Source organism: Mesorhizobium loti R88b (assembly GCF_013170845.1).
Lineage (GTDB): Bacteria > Pseudomonadota > Alphaproteobacteria > Rhizobiales > Rhizobiaceae > Mesorhizobium > Mesorhizobium loti_B.
Genome location: NZ_CP033367.1, coordinates 6,129,962 through 6,146,331, shown reverse-complemented (window position 1 = coordinate 6,146,331; position 16,370 = coordinate 6,129,962). Strand labels below are relative to the sequence as shown.

Below are 16,370 nucleotides of genomic sequence, written 5' to 3'. Positions count from 1 at the left end.
TTCCAACCGGCCGTGCTCACAATGTTTCCTCCTTGGCGATCATCACATCGACACGGCGGTTCGTGGCGCGGCCTTCCGGTGTTGCATTGTCGGCGATCGGCTCGTCCTCGCCCTTGCCGTCGACGGTCAGTCGCGAGGGATCGCTGAACTTCGGCGCCATCATCGTTTCGACGGCCTTCGCCCTGGCCACGGACAGGTCGAAGTTGGACTTGAACGGGCTCGATTTTCGCGGCTTCACATTGTCCGTATGGCCAACGATCCTGATTGGCCCGCGCTCGGGTTCCAGGGCGGCTGCGATATCAGCGGCTATGGGCTGGAACTCCGGTTTCGCATCGGCTCGGCCGGACTGGAACAGTAGGAGATTGTTGATTTCCACGACGATGAAGTCGCCCTTCGTGCCGATGGTCAGCCCGCCGGCTTCGACTTCCTTGGCCAGTGCCGAGCGGATGCGGTCGATCTGTGTGGTCGCGGCTACGGGTGCGGCGACTTTCACCGGCTCAGCCAACGGCGCCACGCTGGCGCGCTCGATGGCGATCGGAGTCGATGGGTTGAGTGCCAGCAATTCACCGGCGGCGGCGTCGCCTTCATTGGTGATGGAGACCCGCAGCGCGAAGAACGCCGCAGTCAGCAGTGCTGACGCCGCTGCCGCAACGGCCCAGAGCGGCAGGCGTGTCGACGATTGAGTCATCGTTGCCGCCAGGCCCTGCCAGCGAGGCGAGATGTCCTTGTCCGCGCGAGGCTTGAAATAGCGAAGCGTTTCGTAGACGTCGCGCCGGACGCGTTCGAGATTGGTGTCGTCGCGTGTCAGGCCGCGATACTGGCCCTCGAACCCCAGCGACAGGCAGACATGCATCAGTTCGAGCAGATCGTAATGCGCCTCTGAGCTGGCCAGGATCTTGTTCAGTGCTTCGAAAAAGCCCGTGCCATTGGTCTCGACGTGGAAGAACCGCGACAGCATGCTGTGCTGCGCCCAGGCGTCTTTACGTGGCCAGGGCAGGTTGCCGATGAGATCGTCGGCTGTTTCGCAGAGGACAAATTTCGCGATCCGCGCATCCTCTTCGGCAACGCCTGATTTCTCCAGTGCCCTGTCGAATCGATCAATCGCCTCAGTGACATATTCGGCCAACGGCTCCGCCTGTCTCTCGACGGGGATAAGCCTGAGTTGGCCGAACAGCATCAGCAACGGCGCGGCCGCGGCAAGGATCGGGTTTGCCGCGGAATATCGGACACTGTCCGTGACATTGAGCAGGGTCTCCTGCCGCAGAGCCGACGTCGGCCCCGCCGCGGAAGCGTCGCTTCCTGCCGCCACCGAAGGAGTTCCCTGATAAATCACGGTCCCGGACGTCCAGCCCGGCGGCGTGTGGCGGCCGACGCCGGGATCGAACACGGTCGATTCCTTGATCTGCGCGGCTTGCCCGCCATCCGCCACAGGCTCCTGAGGGGTCGGCGTCGCTTTTCGCTCACGCCGTGGCGTGGCGCGAATGACGGTCTTGCCCGCCGGGCCGAAAGGATCGTCCTTCGAGCTCATCGCCGGTCGTCCGTCCGCGCGCGGCGCCCGCCTTCTTGCCGGACAGGCACGAAGCCGTTCGCGGTCAGGTAAAGCAAACGCAAGCCCTGCGGGCCAGGGCAGTGTCCGCAGGAAGGTCGGCTACATCTTGCTATCCCGCCGTAAGATGACATTGTCGCAGACCCCCAGGTCGATCAGCCTTACCCGCTTAGCGAATTGTCGTATGCGATCGTAATCTCAGAAACTCTCGATTGGAACCGGATGCCGCGCACCGAAGAGTTGTCTTCGTCGGCTGCAGCGCCACGGCTCCGGTAGCGCCTATTTCTGCTTGTCGGCCTTGGCATAGGCTTCGCTGAAATAGGCCAGGAATATGTCCAACATGCCGTTCTCGTGTGCTTCCTCCATGGTTCGCCAGGTCGCGACAAAAGCGTCCCAGGCCTGGCTCTTTTTCGACGAGAACGACGTCGGCGGAAGCTTTCTTCCGATCGCTTCCGGAGACAGGTCGTCAAGCAGCCGCGACAGCGCGGCCTGCATGGCGGCATAGGTGGCGAATTCGTGCGTCTTGAGATCGCGGAATGCATCCTCGATGCTGCGCCTGGCATCGAGATAGCCGGCCCGGCGCCGCGCGAACATGATTTCGAGGATGTCGTCGGTTCCCGGAACGAACTTCAGGGGATTGTTGTCGGCGGCACTGATCATCGTTCGCTGTGTGCTCTTGGCCAGCATTTTCGCGGCCGCGCGCGCCTTCAGCAGAAGAGCCAGCTCCTCGACCACCGCCCGCAGGATCGCACCGATTTCGGCGGCAACTTCATGCGGGTCGCGCGATTGCAGCAGTTCCGGCGAGATGCCGGCTCCGATCGCGATTTCCCGCAGCACTTCATCTCTTGTCGAGGGCAGGGGCGGTTGCGACGAGAACGTCGACGCTGGACCCCGCTGCCCGGACCGTTGCTCTACGGGATCGAAGAACGGCTCCTCTCGGAATTCCAGCGAGCGGCCTGCCGCGGCCGGCATTTCGCGCTGCGTCGAACCGTGGCTGGGATGGCCGGTCGCGACGTGCTCCTCGTCGATCGAGACGAAGATCACATAACGGCCGATCAGCATCCGGTCGCCGTTGGCCATCCGATGCGGGCCGGTCATGCGCTGGTTCGATCCGTTGATGTAGGTTCCGTTGCGCGAGACATCGTGCAGCCAGAACGCACCTGCCTCGTAGCGGACCTCGCAATGCCGGCTCGAGATGAACTTGTCAGGGTCCGACAAGGTCCAGTCGCAAGCATCGCGTCCGATTTCGAAGTTGCGATCCCGCGCCGCGTAGCCGGTCGAGATGCCCTGAGGCAAGGTGTCGACATTGTTGATTTGCAGACTGATGTACATCCAGGATCGCCGCCGAACACTGACCGATATTCCACATTCTAGCAGTTTGCACATACAACAGGACAGCAGCGTTTCGAGGCGATGCACCGACAGGGTAAGGTTTTTCCGCCATGCGTCCTCTTTGGTCGGCGAGACAACATGTGGTAGGCTCAACATGGCCTGGTGCGGCGGGTCGAAAAAGTTCCTGGGTATATGGCGGGAACTTCAAATCCACCGCGCCGGCGGCCGCGTCCAGGAGGGGCACGACCCATGCCGAACGAACGTGCCACGGTTGTGCAGACACCGGTCGGCGCCGAGCTGACCTTCACGCATCTTGTCGGGCGCGACGAGATCAGCTGCTGCTTTGCCTATACGGTTGGGTTCGTCGGGCCCAGTTCCGAGATCGATCCGCTGAAGATGCTGGGTGGCATGGTTTCGGTCGAAGGCGAATCCGATCCGAAACGGTGGTTCAGCGGCTTGGTGTCCGAATTTCGCCTGACCCGCATCGAGGATCGGCTGGCCTACTACGAAGCGGTCGTCAGGCCGTGGCTCTGGTTCCTCGGCAATGCGACCGATTGCCGGATCTTTCAAAACATGACCGCCGTCGAGATCGTCGAAAAGATCTTCTCGAAATACGGTACGGCGAAATTCGAGAAGCGGCTGCAAGGGTCGTACCCCTCGCGCGAATATTGCGTGCAGTACGACGAGAGCGATCTGGATTTCGTGCAGCGCCTGCTCGAGCACGAAGGCATCTTCTATTTCTTCGAACATGACGAGGGCAAGCACACGCTCGTGCTGTGCGACGCGATGAGCAAGCTTAAGCCGGCGCCGGGCTACGAGAAGATACCCTATAATTTCGAGGGACAGGGCTCGCGGCGCGACGTCGAATACATCACCGAATGGATTCCGGGCAGTTCGGTGCGGCCGGGGGCCTATGCCCATACCGACTATGATTTCCAGAAACCTGGCGCCGATCTGATGGCGAAGTCCGCCCAACCGTTCAGCCACAAGGAAGCCTCCGGCGAGAATTATCGCCAGCCCGGCGCGCATCTCGATGTCGGGCGCGGCGACACCCTGGCCGGTATCCGGCGCGAGGAACTCCAGGCCGTGCACCAGCGCATCACTGCGGTCGGCACCGTCCGCGGCCTCCATTCCGGCTGTACTTTCAAGCTGGAGAGCTTTCCGCGCGATGACCAGAACCAGGAGTATTTGGTCATCAGCGCCGAATATAGATTGTTCGATCCGGGCTACCGAACCCAGAACGAGGCCCACAGCGAGAATTACAAGATCGTGCTGGGTGTCGCGCCGACTGCCTTGCCCTATCGCCCGCCGCGGATCACGGCGCGGCCGATTATGCGCGGGCCGCAGACGGCAACGGTGGTCGGTCCTTCAGGCGAGGAGATATTCACCGACAAATATGCCCGGGTGAAGGTGCAATTCCACTGGGACCGCCTGGGCAAGAAGAACGAAAACAGTTCCTGCTTCGTCCGTGTTTCGCAGACCTGGGCCGGCAGCGGCTGGGGCTTCATCCAGATACCGCGCATTGGCCAGGAGGTGATCGTCGACTTTCTCGAAGGCGATCCCGACCTGCCGATCATCACCGGCAGGGTCTACAACGCCTCGCAGATGCCGCCCTACGGCTTGCCAAGCAACGCAACGCAGTCGGGCTGGAAATCCAACTCGTCGAAAGGCGGCGGCGGTTACAACGAGCTGATGTTCGAGGACAAGGCCGGCTCCGAACTGGTCAACTTCCAGGCGCAGAAGGACCACCACCTTCTGATCAAGCACGACCGCACCAAGCTGGTGCAGCACGACCAGTCGGACCGCATCGACCACGACGCCAAGCACTCCGTCGGCCACAACCTCGACGAGGACGTCGGCAACAACAAGACGGTCAAGGTCGGCGTCGACCAGACCACGAATATCGGCAACAACGACACCGAGACAGTGGGCAAGAACCGCTCGCTGACGGTGGGGTCAAATGAGACGATAGGCATCGGTTCGAACTCGACGGAGACGATCGGCTCCAATCACTCGCAGACGGTGGGGATTGTCCAGACGGTGACCGTTGGCGCTGCCCGCATCGATACCGTCGGTGCATCCGAAACGCGAAGCGTTGGCGGGCCGCAGACGAACACCATCGGCGCGACACGGTCGGTCACCGTAGGCGCGGCGCAGAGTCACGACATCGGGGCGGCGGACAGCTGGAATATAGCGGCGGCGCAAAGCGTCAATGTCGGCGCCGATCAGAGTTTCGCTGTCGGCGGGGCGCAGTCGTCCCAGATAGGCAAAGCACGAACAGCCAAGATCGGCGCCGATGACGCCACCGACGTCGGTGGAGCGCATGCTCTCAAGGTCGGCAAGGGCAGCGGTATCCAGATTGCCGACGACAGTTCGATCAATGTTGGCAAGAATCTGGTGATCGAAGCTGGCGACTCCATCACGCTCAAATGCGGCGATGCGACGATCATGATGAAAAAGGACGGCACCATTGTCGCCGACGGGAAGGACATTACACTCAAGGGCAGCGGCAAGATCACCGTCAAGGCCGACGGCGACGTGATCGTCAAGGGAAGCACGATCAACAACAATTGAGGGCGTCATCATGAAAGTGCTGGATCGCATCGAGGGCGTCGTAATCGGCCTGCTCATCGGTTTTGAAGGAGGAGCGCCGCTGGTGGTTTTCGTCGGCAATCCGCGCGAGACGGCTATTGCGGCGCGTAGCCTGACCGAACTGGACGTTTCGGCGATCGGTTCGGAGCTGGCGCTCCTGTTCGAGGATGGGGATCCGACGCGACCGCTGGTCGTCGGACGCATCGTCGATCCGGCTCACAAGCAGAGGAAGCTGTCAGTTGTCCGCGACGGCGACCGTGTCGTCATCACCGGAGAAGAACGCATAGAACTGCGCTGCGGTCTGGCGTCGATCATTCTTGAGAAGGACGGTCGCGTGACCATTCGCGGTACCCAGCTGACCAGCCAGGCCAGTGGCACCAACCGCATTCGTGGCGGGGCCGTGCATCTCAACTGAGGGATTGCCGATGCACAGCGTCGCGACCATTGCGGCGATCGTGGACCAGCACGCCGAGGACGCGGCTTTCCTGTGGCTGCGCCGTCGTCGGGAGATCGACGGTCCAATCCTCGACGAGACCAATATCGGTCGCATAGACCAGCGTCTCGAAGCCAATCTCGAAGGGCTCATGGCAGCCGGCAAGACCGGTTGGGAAGCTGCGCAAGCGCGTTTCGCCGACTACGCCGAACCAGGCGAACTTTTCGTGCTCGGCACGTTGGCGATGCGTTGGAGCGATGCCAAACTGGTGACCTCCGCAATCGACGCCGGCGCAAGCCTGGGTGAAGCCGGCATTTCCAGCCTGTCCGCTGCGATCGCGCGCACGCCGCGCGAAAACCTGCGTCCCTTCGTGGCGGAATGGCTGGACACAAGCGATGCGCGCCTGCGCTGCCTTGGGCTGTCTGCGCTCTGGCATCATCGCGTCGATCCTGGACCGCGTCTGCATGATCTGGCCATCCATTCCGACGCGAACGTCCGCCGGCGCGCCGTTCGGCTCGCCGGCGGGCTTAGGCGGCGCGACCTGCTTCCGGCAGTCCTGGCTGGCCTTGACGGCGAGACGGCGAGAGAACGTCTTGCGGCCGCCTTCGCCGCTTGCCTGCTTGGCGAGGCGCGGTCCGCGCACCCGGTGATCGACAAGATCGTGCTGACGGAGACGGACCAGGCGGAGGCGGCGATCGAGATACGCATGCTGACGACGCCGCCCAAGGCGGCGAAAGCTTGGCTGCAGACGCGCCTTGGCCAACCCCTGCCGCGCGCGGCGGCAACGGCGTCGATCGGCCTTTTTGGCGATCCGTCGGTAATGCCGTGGCTGATCGAGAAGATGCGCGAGCCGGAACTTGTCTTTGCCGCCGGGCTGGCGATGCGCGATCTGTTTGATGTGGACTTCAACGACACCGACCTGTTCACAATAGACCCGGCCGATTTGGGGAAGGCGTTTGAATCTCTGACCGTCAGCCCTTTGCCTGTCGCCGATCGCGTTGCCGCATGGTGGGACGAGGGACGGAGCGGGCGCAACCACACGCCTTTCCATTCGATGCGCAGGCTCAGGCTGGATGCGTTGCGAGCGGCAATCGCCACGCCTGAGGCACGGTTCGCCGACTGGCGCAGGACGCGCAAGTTCCCGGCCTGGATGTAAAAGCGAAGGCGTCAGCGACGCGTCATACGGGCCATGACCGCCGCGGCACGCAGGCCGCCCTCGGAAGCCACTTCGCAGATGGCGGTTGATCCCGGCGCGTAGTCCTTGAGAAAGCTGTCGGCAGCAAGCATCAGGACCAACGCGCCACCTGCCGCGCCGATGTCGCCGATCGTCATGGCCGGGTAGGCGGTCGCCATCAGGTCGCGGCGCGTGCGATAAAAACGCGGTCGGGTGATCAGCATTTCCCAACCCTGGTAGCGTTCGCCATTGCCATTGCTGACCACGAAGTCGATGTCGGGCTCCGAAGGGCCAGAGCCGGTCACGGCGTCGCGCAAAGCACCGAGCATGGCCCATCCTTGGCTGTAACGGTCCGACAGGACCGTGTCCTTTTCCTGGGCGGTGCCAACACCGTGGATCGCGGCAAAGACCGTTGCCTTTCCTTCCGGCTGCAGCGTCAGCCGCACGAACGCCGCCGCCTCGCCTGGTACAAGACCTTGCGCGTTGTCGGGGGCCTTGAGACGACGGGCCGCGCCGAGACGGGCAAGATCACTGTCGTTGACAAGACTGTCGACGCCGCCGAGCAAGACCTGTTCGACGCCTTGCCGCTCCATCATGTCCACCGCGCGCTCCAGCAGGCCGATGCTGGCAGCCGCGCCGCCGTCTATCGCCCGCGACGCCGCATGGAAACGATGTCCGCTGGCCCTGATCACAGCCGCAAGGAAGTCGCGTGGCGCGATGTCCTGATAGGCCGGATGGTTGCGAAAACCCTCAGGCGGCGCGAGCAGGATAGCCGTGGCTTCGGGCGCAATACTGCCGGTTCCTAACGCCTCACTCATGGCGCGCGAGGCCATGTTGACCAGCCATCCACCCTGGGTTCGGCGCAGGCGCCAGTGTGCCGGTATGCGCGCGACGACCTGCGAAGCGCCAAACGGCTCCGAGAGCGTTATCTCCTCATAGGCCGAGAGGCTGGCACGGATCGCGCACATCGTTTGCGTCGCGTTAAGCCCGGCAGGGGTTACCGCACCGGCGCCTGCGACATAGAGCGGGCGCTTCATGGCAGCCACACAGGGTAGTTGCCCAAGGTGCCGTCGCCGCCCAGCGGATTGAGATAGGCCTTGCGCTTGCGCCGCGCGCTGAGCCACACGGGGGATACGTGGCCGAAAACGATCTCGCGCAAGGCGGCGGCATTGCGGAGTGTGACAAAGGAAAGCCGTGCCTTGAGCGTAATGCGCCAAAGGTCTGGCTCGATGATCACAGTATCGGCTGCGAAGCTGCGCTCCTCGATGCGGTCGTCGAAGATCAGTCGCACAGGCGCGACGATGCGAGGCAATCGAAAATTCCAACGCCCTGTCGGGGTCAGACCGACAAGCGCAACCTCTTCACCGCCGGCAAGCTGCGGCAATTGCTGATCCGGCGGCGTGGCGAGATGATGTCGCGGATCGAAATCCTTTGGCGGCAGCGGCCATTGCGTGTCGATCCATGCCTGGTCGTAGGTTCCGGCGAAACCAAGACGTGGCTGCCAGCCTCGCCCAAGGGCACCGAAGCCTGCCGGCGAGGGGCGATCCATGGGGCTGAGATAGGGTTCGCCCGGATAGGTGACGTTGGGCGCCTGCGTGCGCACCGCCTTGTCGGCCGACGCCGCGTGATGGAAGCCGACACCGACGGGGTTACGTGGCTCGGCTCGTCCTTCCGCCGTCGTGCCGCCAAAGGCCCGTTCGTAGACGATCGGCATTGTGGTGAATGGATGCGGTGCGCTGTAGCTGCCGGCGTCGTAGATGCGGTCCCCGACCACGTTCAGCACTTTGCGCACGCTGCCGATCCGCAATCCGACCTGCATCTCGCGTACCGGCTTGCCGTTGGGAGCATGGGCCGTGCCATTGACGATTACCTCGGCTGTCGGTTTGACCGGCGCTATATCGGCTTCGTAGCGGGTCGAGGATAGTGCCGGATTGCCGAAGGGCACGTCGCCGAAAGTGACCGGGAGTTGATCATCGGCCGGATGCAGTCCCGCGTTGTCAGCATCGCCCTGGAAACTCGCCGAGAGCATGGCAACCAGCACCTCCTGGCCTCCGGCATCGACCTGCACATGCGTCGCCGTGGCGAAGGGGGTGCGGTTCTCGAGCCAGACGTCGAAGGCCATGGGTCAGCACCAATTGCCATTTTCGTCGAGGCCGATCGGCCAGTAGGGCATGCAAGTGAGCAGCCGGACATAATCCGTGCGGCCGTCCTCCACCAGCCAGCCAAGCATTACCACCTGCGGCGGCACGCGGTCTTTCGGCGGAAGGGCGCGGTTCACCTCGTCGAAGGCCAGCCAGTAGTTGCGGAAGAACCAGACGACCTCGGGCGCGGAGGCCGGTCCGGCGAGCCGCTTGTCGTAGGCAAGCTCATTCGCCTCGTCGGGGCCATAGCCGTCCTCGACGTAAGCCGCGACGCAGCCTTCCCACCAATCGTCGGCAACCTGGTAGGCGACGTCGAAGTTGGCGATGTATTTGGCGTAGATGTCTCTGTGCTGGTCGGTTGCTTCGGACATCGATTTTACTGCGCCCTGATCCGGCATCGGTTCCGCAAGATCGTTCGGCGCCTCGAGAAGCTGGCGCACCCCTTTTTCAACGTCATGAACGATATCGAATGCCATGTCAGCAATACTCGCCGTCGGGGGCTAGGCCAACCGGGACGAAGACCAGATTGCTCATGATCTCGTAGAGATCGGGCGCGATGCTCTCCAGATCGTTGACCAGCAGGTCGATCGGCAGGACAAACGGCACGTCGGCCTCTTCGTCGTCGGTACCCCAATCGCTTTCGCGCGGCGTTGTGTCCAGAGGCGGCCGCAGCGTCTCGAATTCACGGTTAAGCGCATGGACGGCGAGATAATATGTTCGCAGCACAGCGAGCACTCGAGGATGCGCGACGGGACCAAGCGGCCAACGCCGTTCGAAGTCATTGCGATTACCGCCAGTTCCCATTTCGGCGGGCGGGCGGACTGCGTGTTCCTTCCACCATGACAAAATAGGCGGCAAAATCGACCTCAATTCCGCCAGATAGGTGGCCTGCAACTCCTGATAGCGCGGGTTCATCTAGCTCCTCAACGACTTGGCATGTGCCTTAACCTTTGAGCCCTGGCTCATGTAGTGCGCTTCGCAGTGGGGCCTGACGAACTCTGCCTCGCCCATGATTTTTTTGAACGCGTCGGGCGACGGTTGCAAGTGACAGCCTCCCAGTTCCTCCCAAGCGCGGTTCAATGGCGGTTGGTGATCATGCGTCCGGTACTCCTTGTCCGACCAGCTTCCGTCCGCGTTTTTGGTTTCTTCCAGTTTGTGTGTGCCGTCGCGATGGAAGGGCGCGGTTCCGGTCGCCTTCTTGCCCTTGCATTCCCAGCATGGTTTACCATTGACCTCGTCGCGTTGGGCTGCCGTGCGGTCGGGGCGGCAGTCTTGACTGTATGGCGTCTTGCATTTCTTGCCTTGTTTGACGCCCTCCGCCGTCATGCGGTTTATGAAGAGCACCTTGGCACCCGGCGCGGTGCAGTTCGGCGGCGTACACGCCTCGTTCTGCAGCAATGGGTCGCCGTGCCGGCACACGCCCTTGCCTTCGACCTTCACCGTGAAGGACCACAGCGAAAAGCTACCTTTGCCTTTGATTTTGTGCGTGACGACGCCGGCGCCAAGGCCCGGCGTTGCCGCTTCGTTGCCGGTACTCATGGCGATTTCCGAGGAGTTCTCCAACGCCGTCGGACTACCATCGGCCTTGACGCTATTGCTGCCCTTGGTGAGATCGCTGGCGAACAGCATGTTGACATAGGGCACCGGTACCGGTCCGGCAGGCGGTGGCGGCGGGCTCAGGCAGACGTCGCCGGGTGCCGTCCCGGTTCCATTGCTGCTCTGGTGGAACCAGCCCATGCCCTCGGCGAAAACGGTGCAACCCATCGCTCAGGACTCCGCCGTTTCCGGCCGCGTCGCCCTCATCGCCGGCAGCCCGTTGGCCGCAAGATCGTGGATGTCGGCGAAGTCGAGCTCATGTACCTCCCAGTCGTCCAGCCAGAACGCAATCCGTTCGTTGCCGTCCAGGGTTTCCGGCTGCGGCAGTTGGCCGATGCGCTCGGCGATCCAGACCTGGGCCCGGTATTCCTCGACCGTTTCCCTGACGAGATCGGCAACGCCGTCGAACCAGGGGTCGCCCGGCTCCGGCGGCGGCCCGAGGCGGATAACGGCGAAGGGATAGCGGCGGCCAACACGGTCCTCGCTCATGCGCCAGGCGCCGGCACAGGGCTGGTCGCCGAAAATGCCGCCCTTGACGATGAAGCGCCAGACACGCGTATCCAATTCCCCCTCGTCGGGCCGCGCCAGCAACTCGATCGACATCCAGCGGTCCCAGCGGTCGATGAAAGTCCGCGGCAGGTTGGCGGCGACGAAATCTCCGGTCGCCGGTACCTTGCCGAAGAACCCAATGTTCATATCTGCGGCGGACATGAGAATTTCTTGAACATCTGCAAATTGTAGGGGTTCTCGACGCTGGCGGCCTTGAGTTCGAAATCGGCCCACATTCCCTTCGTGCCTAGGCGCAGGCTGTAGACGTCGGAGAGCGACGTGCCGGCGAAACGGCCGTTGCGCAGCATCCTCAGCCACGCCCAGCTGCCAGTCTCGTTGAGCATGATTTCGGGCGAACCGTCGATCGGCTGGAAGGCGAGCGAAATGACCCCGGTGCCGTCCTTGCCCGGCCAGGTCATCGGTTGCGGCCGCGTCGCATTGTTGAAATAGACGAGGGTCTGACCATCGAGATTGAGCGTGACGCGCGTGACGTTGGGAGACAGGTCCTTCGGTTCGAGCGTGAAGCTCATCACCGGTCCGGTACCTCCGGGAAAGAGATCGTCGCGGATATGCCTGGCCTGTTCGAATGCCGCCAGCGCCGAAGGATCGAGGCCGAAATCGGCACGCCATTTCCACGGCTGGCTGGTGGTGTCGACATAGTTGATCAAATGGTCGTTGATGAAACCGTCGATCAGTCCGGCTGGTCCGAACAGGCGGGCGAAATCACGCACATTGACGTCCACCGCGCTGTCGGCGCTGAACGGATAGCGGTCCTTCAACGCTGCCTGGCAGAAAGGCAGTATGTCCGCGCGCCAGATGGCGTTGAGCTCCGATGTGACCGCCTTTTGCGTCAAATTGCTGGTGTCACCGGCAATTCCGCTAAGCCAGACATTGATGGGGTCCGGCAGGATCTGTGCTTGCCTCGCGACCGCACCGGTCAGCTCGGCAAGGCCGCCTTGCTTCTTGATGGCATCCTGCGGATTGGGGTTGGCGGTGACCGTCTGCAGGACGTTCGACAGCGCGGTCAGCGCGACAACGGCGGCATCCAGTGCCGGCGGCTGGCCGTCGACCTCGGCAATGGTGCTCTTCAGCGGTTTGAAATGTTCGGCCACCAGATTGCCGGTCAGGTCCACCTCGCTGGCTGACCCGGCGCGGGGCAGCAGCTTCGCACCGCTCGTCGCCAGCTTGCCGAGCTTGCCCAGCTTGCCGAGCAGTTTCGAGGCGCCCTTGGCTGCGGCCTTGTCGTCGGCGGGCGCGTCGTCGGAACGCGTCAGTTCTGTTTCCTGAACGACCGCGGTCAGCAGCCGCTTCAGCGCTGAATCGGCACTTGAGAGATCCTTCAGATTTTCGCTGGCGACATTGAGATCGGTTAGTGGCGCGAGCCGCATGTCTCGCAGGAAGCTGTCCCATTGCGCGATGTAGTCGTCATAGTAGAGCTTCAGAATATCCTCGGACAGAGCCGAGACCGAGGTCTCGGAATTCTCCGAGCAGCCGCCGGCGAAAACCGCGCGATCGAGTGCCGCCTGGGCGGCGACATCGTCGATGCGGTCGAGAATGGCGTCGTGGAAGCCGGCATAGGTGAAGGCTCCGGAAATGCCGACGCGAAGTGTCTTGTCGGAACGCCGCGCAAACACCTTGCCGCCATTGGGGCCGGCGAAATTGGCCGGGATCCACTCCTTGAGCCCGGCCACCTCCGGATCGGCCAGCAACTGCTTGTAGGCACGCGCCGGCAACGAGATCGTGCACACTGTTTTCAGCGCTTCGGCGACCAGCGCCTGGTCGGGAGCGACATAGCTTTCGTCGACCGCCATGCGGCGGATGGCGGCAAGCTGATGCTCTTCGGCATCGGCGGTCGGAAAGGGTGCCGCGGCGGCGAATTCCGGCAGGCTGTTCACCCACCACTTCTGGGCGAAATCGGTGTCCATCTGCGACAGGCCCGTCATCATGCGATAGGTCTTCAACGCGCCGAGCATGAAATCCGGATCGCGGATCTGCCGCCACATGGTCGCCTCGAGCAATGCGACCATGCGTGGCTCAAGCACGTTGCGCAGGGCGTGGTCGTACGTGTCGGTCTGGGCCCGCACCAGTTCCGCCGAGGCCGATGGGCCCAGCAGATCTTGGGCGCTGCCCGGCGGTGCTGTCCTGGCATTCGCGACCGCGTCCATCGCTTCGAGCGCGCCGTCGATGGCGGGTTGCTGCACCGATGCCGGATTTGCAGCAGCGGAGGTCAGCGGCGCTTGCAGCGCTTCGAACTGGCCTGCCTGGGCCGTGATCGCGTTGCGGTTGTCAAAATAGGACCAGGTGAACAGCCCGCCGGCCAGCAAGGCTGCCGCCGCGCATGCAGCCGCCGCACCGCGCCAGATCCAGGCGCGGCGGCGCTGCGCCAGCGGATCGAACGTGCCGAGGCCGGCTTCCTTGAAGATGACCTCGGTGAGCAGGTTCTTCAGGAAAAAGCTGCGTTTCTCGACCCTCGGTGCGGGCAGGGTTCGCCGTGGCGGCAGGCCGAACGACGACGACAGCGCCGCGGTCAGCCGGTCGATGGGCGCGCCTTCCTGCGTCGCCGATGTCAAATAGAGACCACGCAGCCAGGCGGCCTCTTCATAGCGGCTTTCACCGAACATCGCCTCGACCAGCACCTGCATCGGTTCGGACAGGCTGGACAGCTGGGCAGGAAACCTGAAGATCTCGGCGCGAGCAGCGAGTTTGTCTTCGTCCTCCAGGCGCGGCACCAGCCGCCGCTCCAGCTCCGTCGCCAATGTCGAAATTTCGCGTTCGATGGTCTTGGCGTCCACACGCGCATCCAGCGCGAAGGTCGTTCCCCAGACCTGCTCGCGCGCGGCGGTGGACAGGCTGCCGAAGAAAGCCTCGAAACCTTTGATCAGATCGGCCTTGGTCAGCATCAGGTAGACCGGAAGGCGAATTTCGAGCCGGTCGTTGAGCTCGGCCAGCCGGCGGCGGATCTTGCGGCCGTGTGCCTTGATGGCCTCGTCGCCCTCCGAAAGCGCGTCGATGGACAGCGCGACGATCACGCCGTTGAGCGCGCGGCGGCCGCGATGCTTTTTCAAAAGATCTAGGAAGCCCAGCCATTCCGCCGCGTCGACGTCAGGCTGGCTCTCCTGCTGGACATAGCGGCCGGCGGTGTCGATCAGAACCGCGTTCTCGGAAAAGAACCAGTCGCAATTACGCGTGCCACCGACCCCTTGCAGATCGTCAGTGAGGTCGATCGGAAAATTCAGTCCGGACTGCCGCAGGGCCGTGGTCTTGCCGGTGGCCGGTGGCCCGACGATCACGTACCAGGGCATCTCGCGCAGGAACTTGCGTCCGCCGAGCTTCCGGCGCTTCAGTTCGGCCATCACCTCGGCGAACTTGGCACCCACGGCCGCGACGTTCTCTTCGCCAGGCCCGAGGGGCTTCTCCGCAACTGGCGCGGCGATCTCGGCGACGAACATGCGATTGGCGCGGATGGCGCGACGCTGCGCGATAATCAGCCACATCAACCACAGGATGATCAGCCCCGCAATCATGGCAATGCGCACATTGTCGGAATCGAAAGGCGAATAGGGACCGACCCTGACGATCGGACCGAACACCCAGATGACCAGCGAAAGCAGTGTGATGCCGATCAGTGTCCACAGCCAGCGCGATGTCAGGACCGCCCACAGGAAGCGTAGGATGAACATCTCACAGCCTCTTTTCGACGAGCACCTCGACGCGGCGGTTCAAGGCTCGCCCCTCGCGCGTGCTGTCGCTGGCCACCGGGTCGGTGGCCGCGCGGCCTTCGGAATGAACGCGGTCCTGCGGCACCCCGTTCTGCACCAGCATGTCGGCGATCGTCTGGGCGCGCGCCTCCGACAGTCGCTGGTTGGTCGACAGCGGATTGGTCTTTTGCAGGGGAACGCCGTCCGTATGACCGATCACGGTGATGTTTCCGATCAGCTCCTGATTGGCGAGGATCACCTTGGCGATCGAACCGATCAGGGGCTCGAAGCCGTCGCTCAGTTGGGGCCGCGACGACTGGAACAGTTCGGGGTTGGAGGCCTGGATGATCAGCTTGGCCAACGAAACGCTTTCGGTGCCGCTGAGGGCGGATTTGAGGTCGGCCGGCGCCCCGGCCTGGAATTCCGGCAACAGCGCAAAATCCACTTTTTCAGGGGGCGGGGCATCGACCTTGGGCGACGTACGGCTGATATCGCCGCGTGCGGGCGGCGGCAGAGCGCGCACAAGGGCGGAAAGTTCGACTGCCTGGCCGCTCAGCCCCATCGACAACCCGATATGGATGGCTGTGGCAACAACCGCCGCGCCGAGCGCCATGACCCAGATCGGAACGATGAAGCGCTGCGGCTCGTCGGATGCGATGACGCCCTTCCAGTTTGGCGACAGCGGCGCACCTTCGGCATCGGCATCGCGCAGGAAGCGTGCCGCGGTCAGGCGAACCGCATTGAGCGAGCGATCGCCTGACCGGCCTGGCACACGATATTTGCCGCGGAAGCCGAGCGCCATGCAATCATACTGCAGCTCCAGCAATTCGCGATCGCGGTTGGGATGGCGCTCCAGTTCGTCGAGCCGCGTGAAGAACTGCGTGCCGGCATCGACATCGCCGCGCAGCATCACCACAAGCGGCTGGCGCGGCCAGGCGCTGGCCCCGCCCCATGGCGTGTTCAGAGCCAGATCATCGAGCAACGCCGCCACGACCCAGGCTGCCTGATCGGCCCGTTCCATCGAGGACCCTGTCGACATTGCCGTGTCGCGTGCCCGTACCAGTTCCTCGAGCAGCCGGGTGCGCAGCGTTTCCGGGTTCTCCGGCGCCAGTGCGCTTTCAAGCTCTGGCGCGAATTCCAGCAAGGGCGCGAATGCGTTGACGAGTGCGTTCGGGTGGGTGCGCGACCGCTTTACCGCCGCGCCCGGCAAGAGCGGCGCCATCGGCCGCGGCGTTGGCGCACCGGTCAGCCGTATGCGGGTGCGTTCGCGATCCTCCGATAGTCCGAAAGGATCATCGCGGCTCATCAT

Annotated in this window: 13 protein-coding genes; 3 read left to right on the top strand and 10 right to left on the bottom strand. The window is 63.3% G+C overall.

From position 1 onward, the window contains the following. Positions 1–16: 16 nt before the first annotated feature. Complete coding sequence (tssL, locus tag EB235_RS29945; protein WP_027033798.1) at positions 17–1,528, bottom strand: type VI secretion system protein TssL, long form; 1,512 nt, start codon at positions 1,526–1,528, stop codon at positions 17–19. Positions 1,529–1,825: 297 nt separating this feature from the next. Beyond that, positions 1,826–2,878 carry a type VI secretion system-associated FHA domain protein TagH gene (gene tagH, locus EB235_RS29940; RefSeq protein WP_027033799.1) on the bottom strand — a complete coding sequence of 351 codons (1,053 nt, stop codon included), beginning with the start codon at positions 2,876–2,878 and terminating at the stop codon, positions 1,826–1,828. Between the two features lie 249 nt (positions 2,879–3,127). Between tagH and tssI the strand changes: the two genes are divergently transcribed. The 3 genes from tssI to EB235_RS29925 are packed head-to-tail and all read left to right on the top strand — an operon-like array spanning position 3,128 to position 7,059. Next, on the top strand, positions 3,128–5,452 hold the full coding sequence (gene tssI, locus EB235_RS29935) for a type VI secretion system tip protein VgrG (protein ID WP_027033800.1): 2,325 nt from the start codon (positions 3,128–3,130) through the stop codon (positions 5,450–5,452). 10 nt (positions 5,453–5,462) lie between these two features. Beyond that, positions 5,463–5,885 (top strand): DUF6484 domain-containing protein, encoded by a 423-nt coding sequence (locus tag EB235_RS29930; RefSeq protein WP_032926024.1) that lies wholly within the window; start codon positions 5,463–5,465, stop codon positions 5,883–5,885. Positions 5,886–5,895: 10 nt separating this feature from the next. Continuing rightward, positions 5,896–7,059 (top strand): hypothetical protein, encoded by a 1,164-nt coding sequence (locus EB235_RS29925; protein ID WP_027033802.1) that lies wholly within the window; start codon positions 5,896–5,898, stop codon positions 7,057–7,059. An 11-nt stretch (positions 7,060–7,070) separates the two neighbouring features. Here EB235_RS29925 and EB235_RS29920 read toward each other — a convergent pair whose 3' ends face one another. Genes EB235_RS29920 through icmH form a run of 8 tightly spaced genes read right to left on the bottom strand, consistent with a single transcriptional unit; the run spans position 7,071 to position 16,367 of the window. Further along, on the bottom strand, positions 7,071–8,114 hold the full coding sequence (locus EB235_RS29920; protein WP_027033803.1) for a beta-ketoacyl synthase N-terminal-like domain-containing protein: 1,044 nt from the start codon (positions 8,112–8,114) through the stop codon (positions 7,071–7,073). Next, positions 8,111–9,199: a DUF2169 family type VI secretion system accessory protein gene (locus EB235_RS29915; RefSeq protein WP_051429793.1), complete on the bottom strand. Its 1,089-nt coding sequence runs from the start codon at positions 9,197–9,199 to the stop codon at positions 8,111–8,113. Before EB235_RS29915 ends, EB235_RS29920 begins: the two co-directional genes overlap by 4 nt. 3 nt (positions 9,200–9,202) lie before the next feature. Next, positions 9,203–9,694, bottom strand: a complete 492-nt coding sequence (locus EB235_RS29910) for a hypothetical protein (protein ID WP_027033804.1) — start codon at positions 9,692–9,694, stop codon at positions 9,203–9,205. Between the two features lies 1 nt (position 9,695). Then, a complete protein-coding gene (locus EB235_RS29905) occupies positions 9,696–10,133 on the bottom strand; it encodes a hypothetical protein (protein WP_027033805.1) in 438 nt (145 codons plus the stop codon). Beyond that, on the bottom strand, positions 10,134–10,982 hold the full coding sequence (locus EB235_RS29900) for a DUF4150 domain-containing protein (RefSeq protein WP_080680957.1): 849 nt from the start codon (positions 10,980–10,982) through the stop codon (positions 10,134–10,136). 3 nt (positions 10,983–10,985) lie between these two features. Further along, the gene (tagF, locus tag EB235_RS29895; protein ID WP_080680958.1) at positions 10,986–11,525 is read right to left on the bottom strand and encodes a type VI secretion system-associated protein TagF; all 540 of its coding nucleotides are present in this window, start codon (positions 11,523–11,525) and stop codon (positions 10,986–10,988) included. After that, positions 11,507–15,043, bottom strand: coding sequence for a type VI secretion system membrane subunit TssM (gene tssM, locus EB235_RS29890; protein WP_027033806.1), 3,537 nt, complete (start codon positions 15,041–15,043; stop codon positions 11,507–11,509). Before tssM ends, tagF begins: the two co-directional genes overlap by 19 nt. 1 nt (position 15,044) lies before the next feature. After that, the gene (gene icmH, locus EB235_RS29885; RefSeq protein ID WP_027033807.1) at positions 15,045–16,367 is read right to left on the bottom strand and encodes a type IVB secretion system protein IcmH/DotU; all 1,323 of its coding nucleotides are present in this window, start codon (positions 16,365–16,367) and stop codon (positions 15,045–15,047) included. Positions 16,368–16,370 lie beyond the last annotated feature (3 nt).

What these genes read in the sequence shown, in the direction of transcription:
- EB235_RS29920 (WP_027033803.1), bottom strand. Translation starts at nt 8,114, where the DNA reads ATGAAGCGCCCGCTCTATGTCGCAGGCGCCGGTGCGGTAACCCCTGCC.
- EB235_RS29925 (WP_027033802.1), top strand. Translation starts at nt 5,896, where the DNA reads ATGCACAGCGTCGCGACCATTGCGGCGATCGTGGACCAGCACGCCGAG.
- EB235_RS29930 (WP_032926024.1), top strand. Translation starts at nt 5,463, where the DNA reads ATGAAAGTGCTGGATCGCATCGAGGGCGTCGTAATCGGCCTGCTCATC.
- EB235_RS29905 (WP_027033805.1), bottom strand. Translation starts at nt 10,133, where the DNA reads ATGAACCCGCGCTATCAGGAGTTGCAGGCCACCTATCTGGCGGAATTG.
- tagH (WP_027033799.1), bottom strand. Translation starts at nt 2,878, where the DNA reads ATGTACATCAGTCTGCAAATCAACAATGTCGACACCTTGCCTCAGGGC.
- tssL (WP_027033798.1), bottom strand. Translation starts at nt 1,528, where the DNA reads ATGAGCTCGAAGGACGATCCTTTCGGCCCGGCGGGCAAGACCGTCATT.
- EB235_RS29915 (WP_051429793.1), bottom strand. Translation starts at nt 9,199, where the DNA reads ATGGCCTTCGACGTCTGGCTCGAGAACCGCACCCCCTTCGCCACGGCG.
- tssM (WP_027033806.1), bottom strand. Translation starts at nt 15,043, where the DNA reads ATGTTCATCCTACGCTTCCTGTGGGCGGTCCTGACATCGCGCTGGCTG.
- icmH (WP_027033807.1), bottom strand. Translation starts at nt 16,367, where the DNA reads ATGAGCCGCGATGATCCTTTCGGACTATCGGAGGATCGCGAACGCACC.
- EB235_RS29910 (WP_027033804.1), bottom strand. Translation starts at nt 9,694, where the DNA reads ATGGCATTCGATATCGTTCATGACGTTGAAAAAGGGGTGCGCCAGCTT.
- tagF (WP_080680958.1), bottom strand. Translation starts at nt 11,525, where the DNA reads ATGTCCGCCGCAGATATGAACATTGGGTTCTTCGGCAAGGTACCGGCG.
- EB235_RS29900 (WP_080680957.1), bottom strand. Translation starts at nt 10,982, where the DNA reads ATGGGTTGCACCGTTTTCGCCGAGGGCATGGGCTGGTTCCACCAGAGC.
- tssI (WP_027033800.1), top strand. Translation starts at nt 3,128, where the DNA reads ATGCCGAACGAACGTGCCACGGTTGTGCAGACACCGGTCGGCGCCGAG.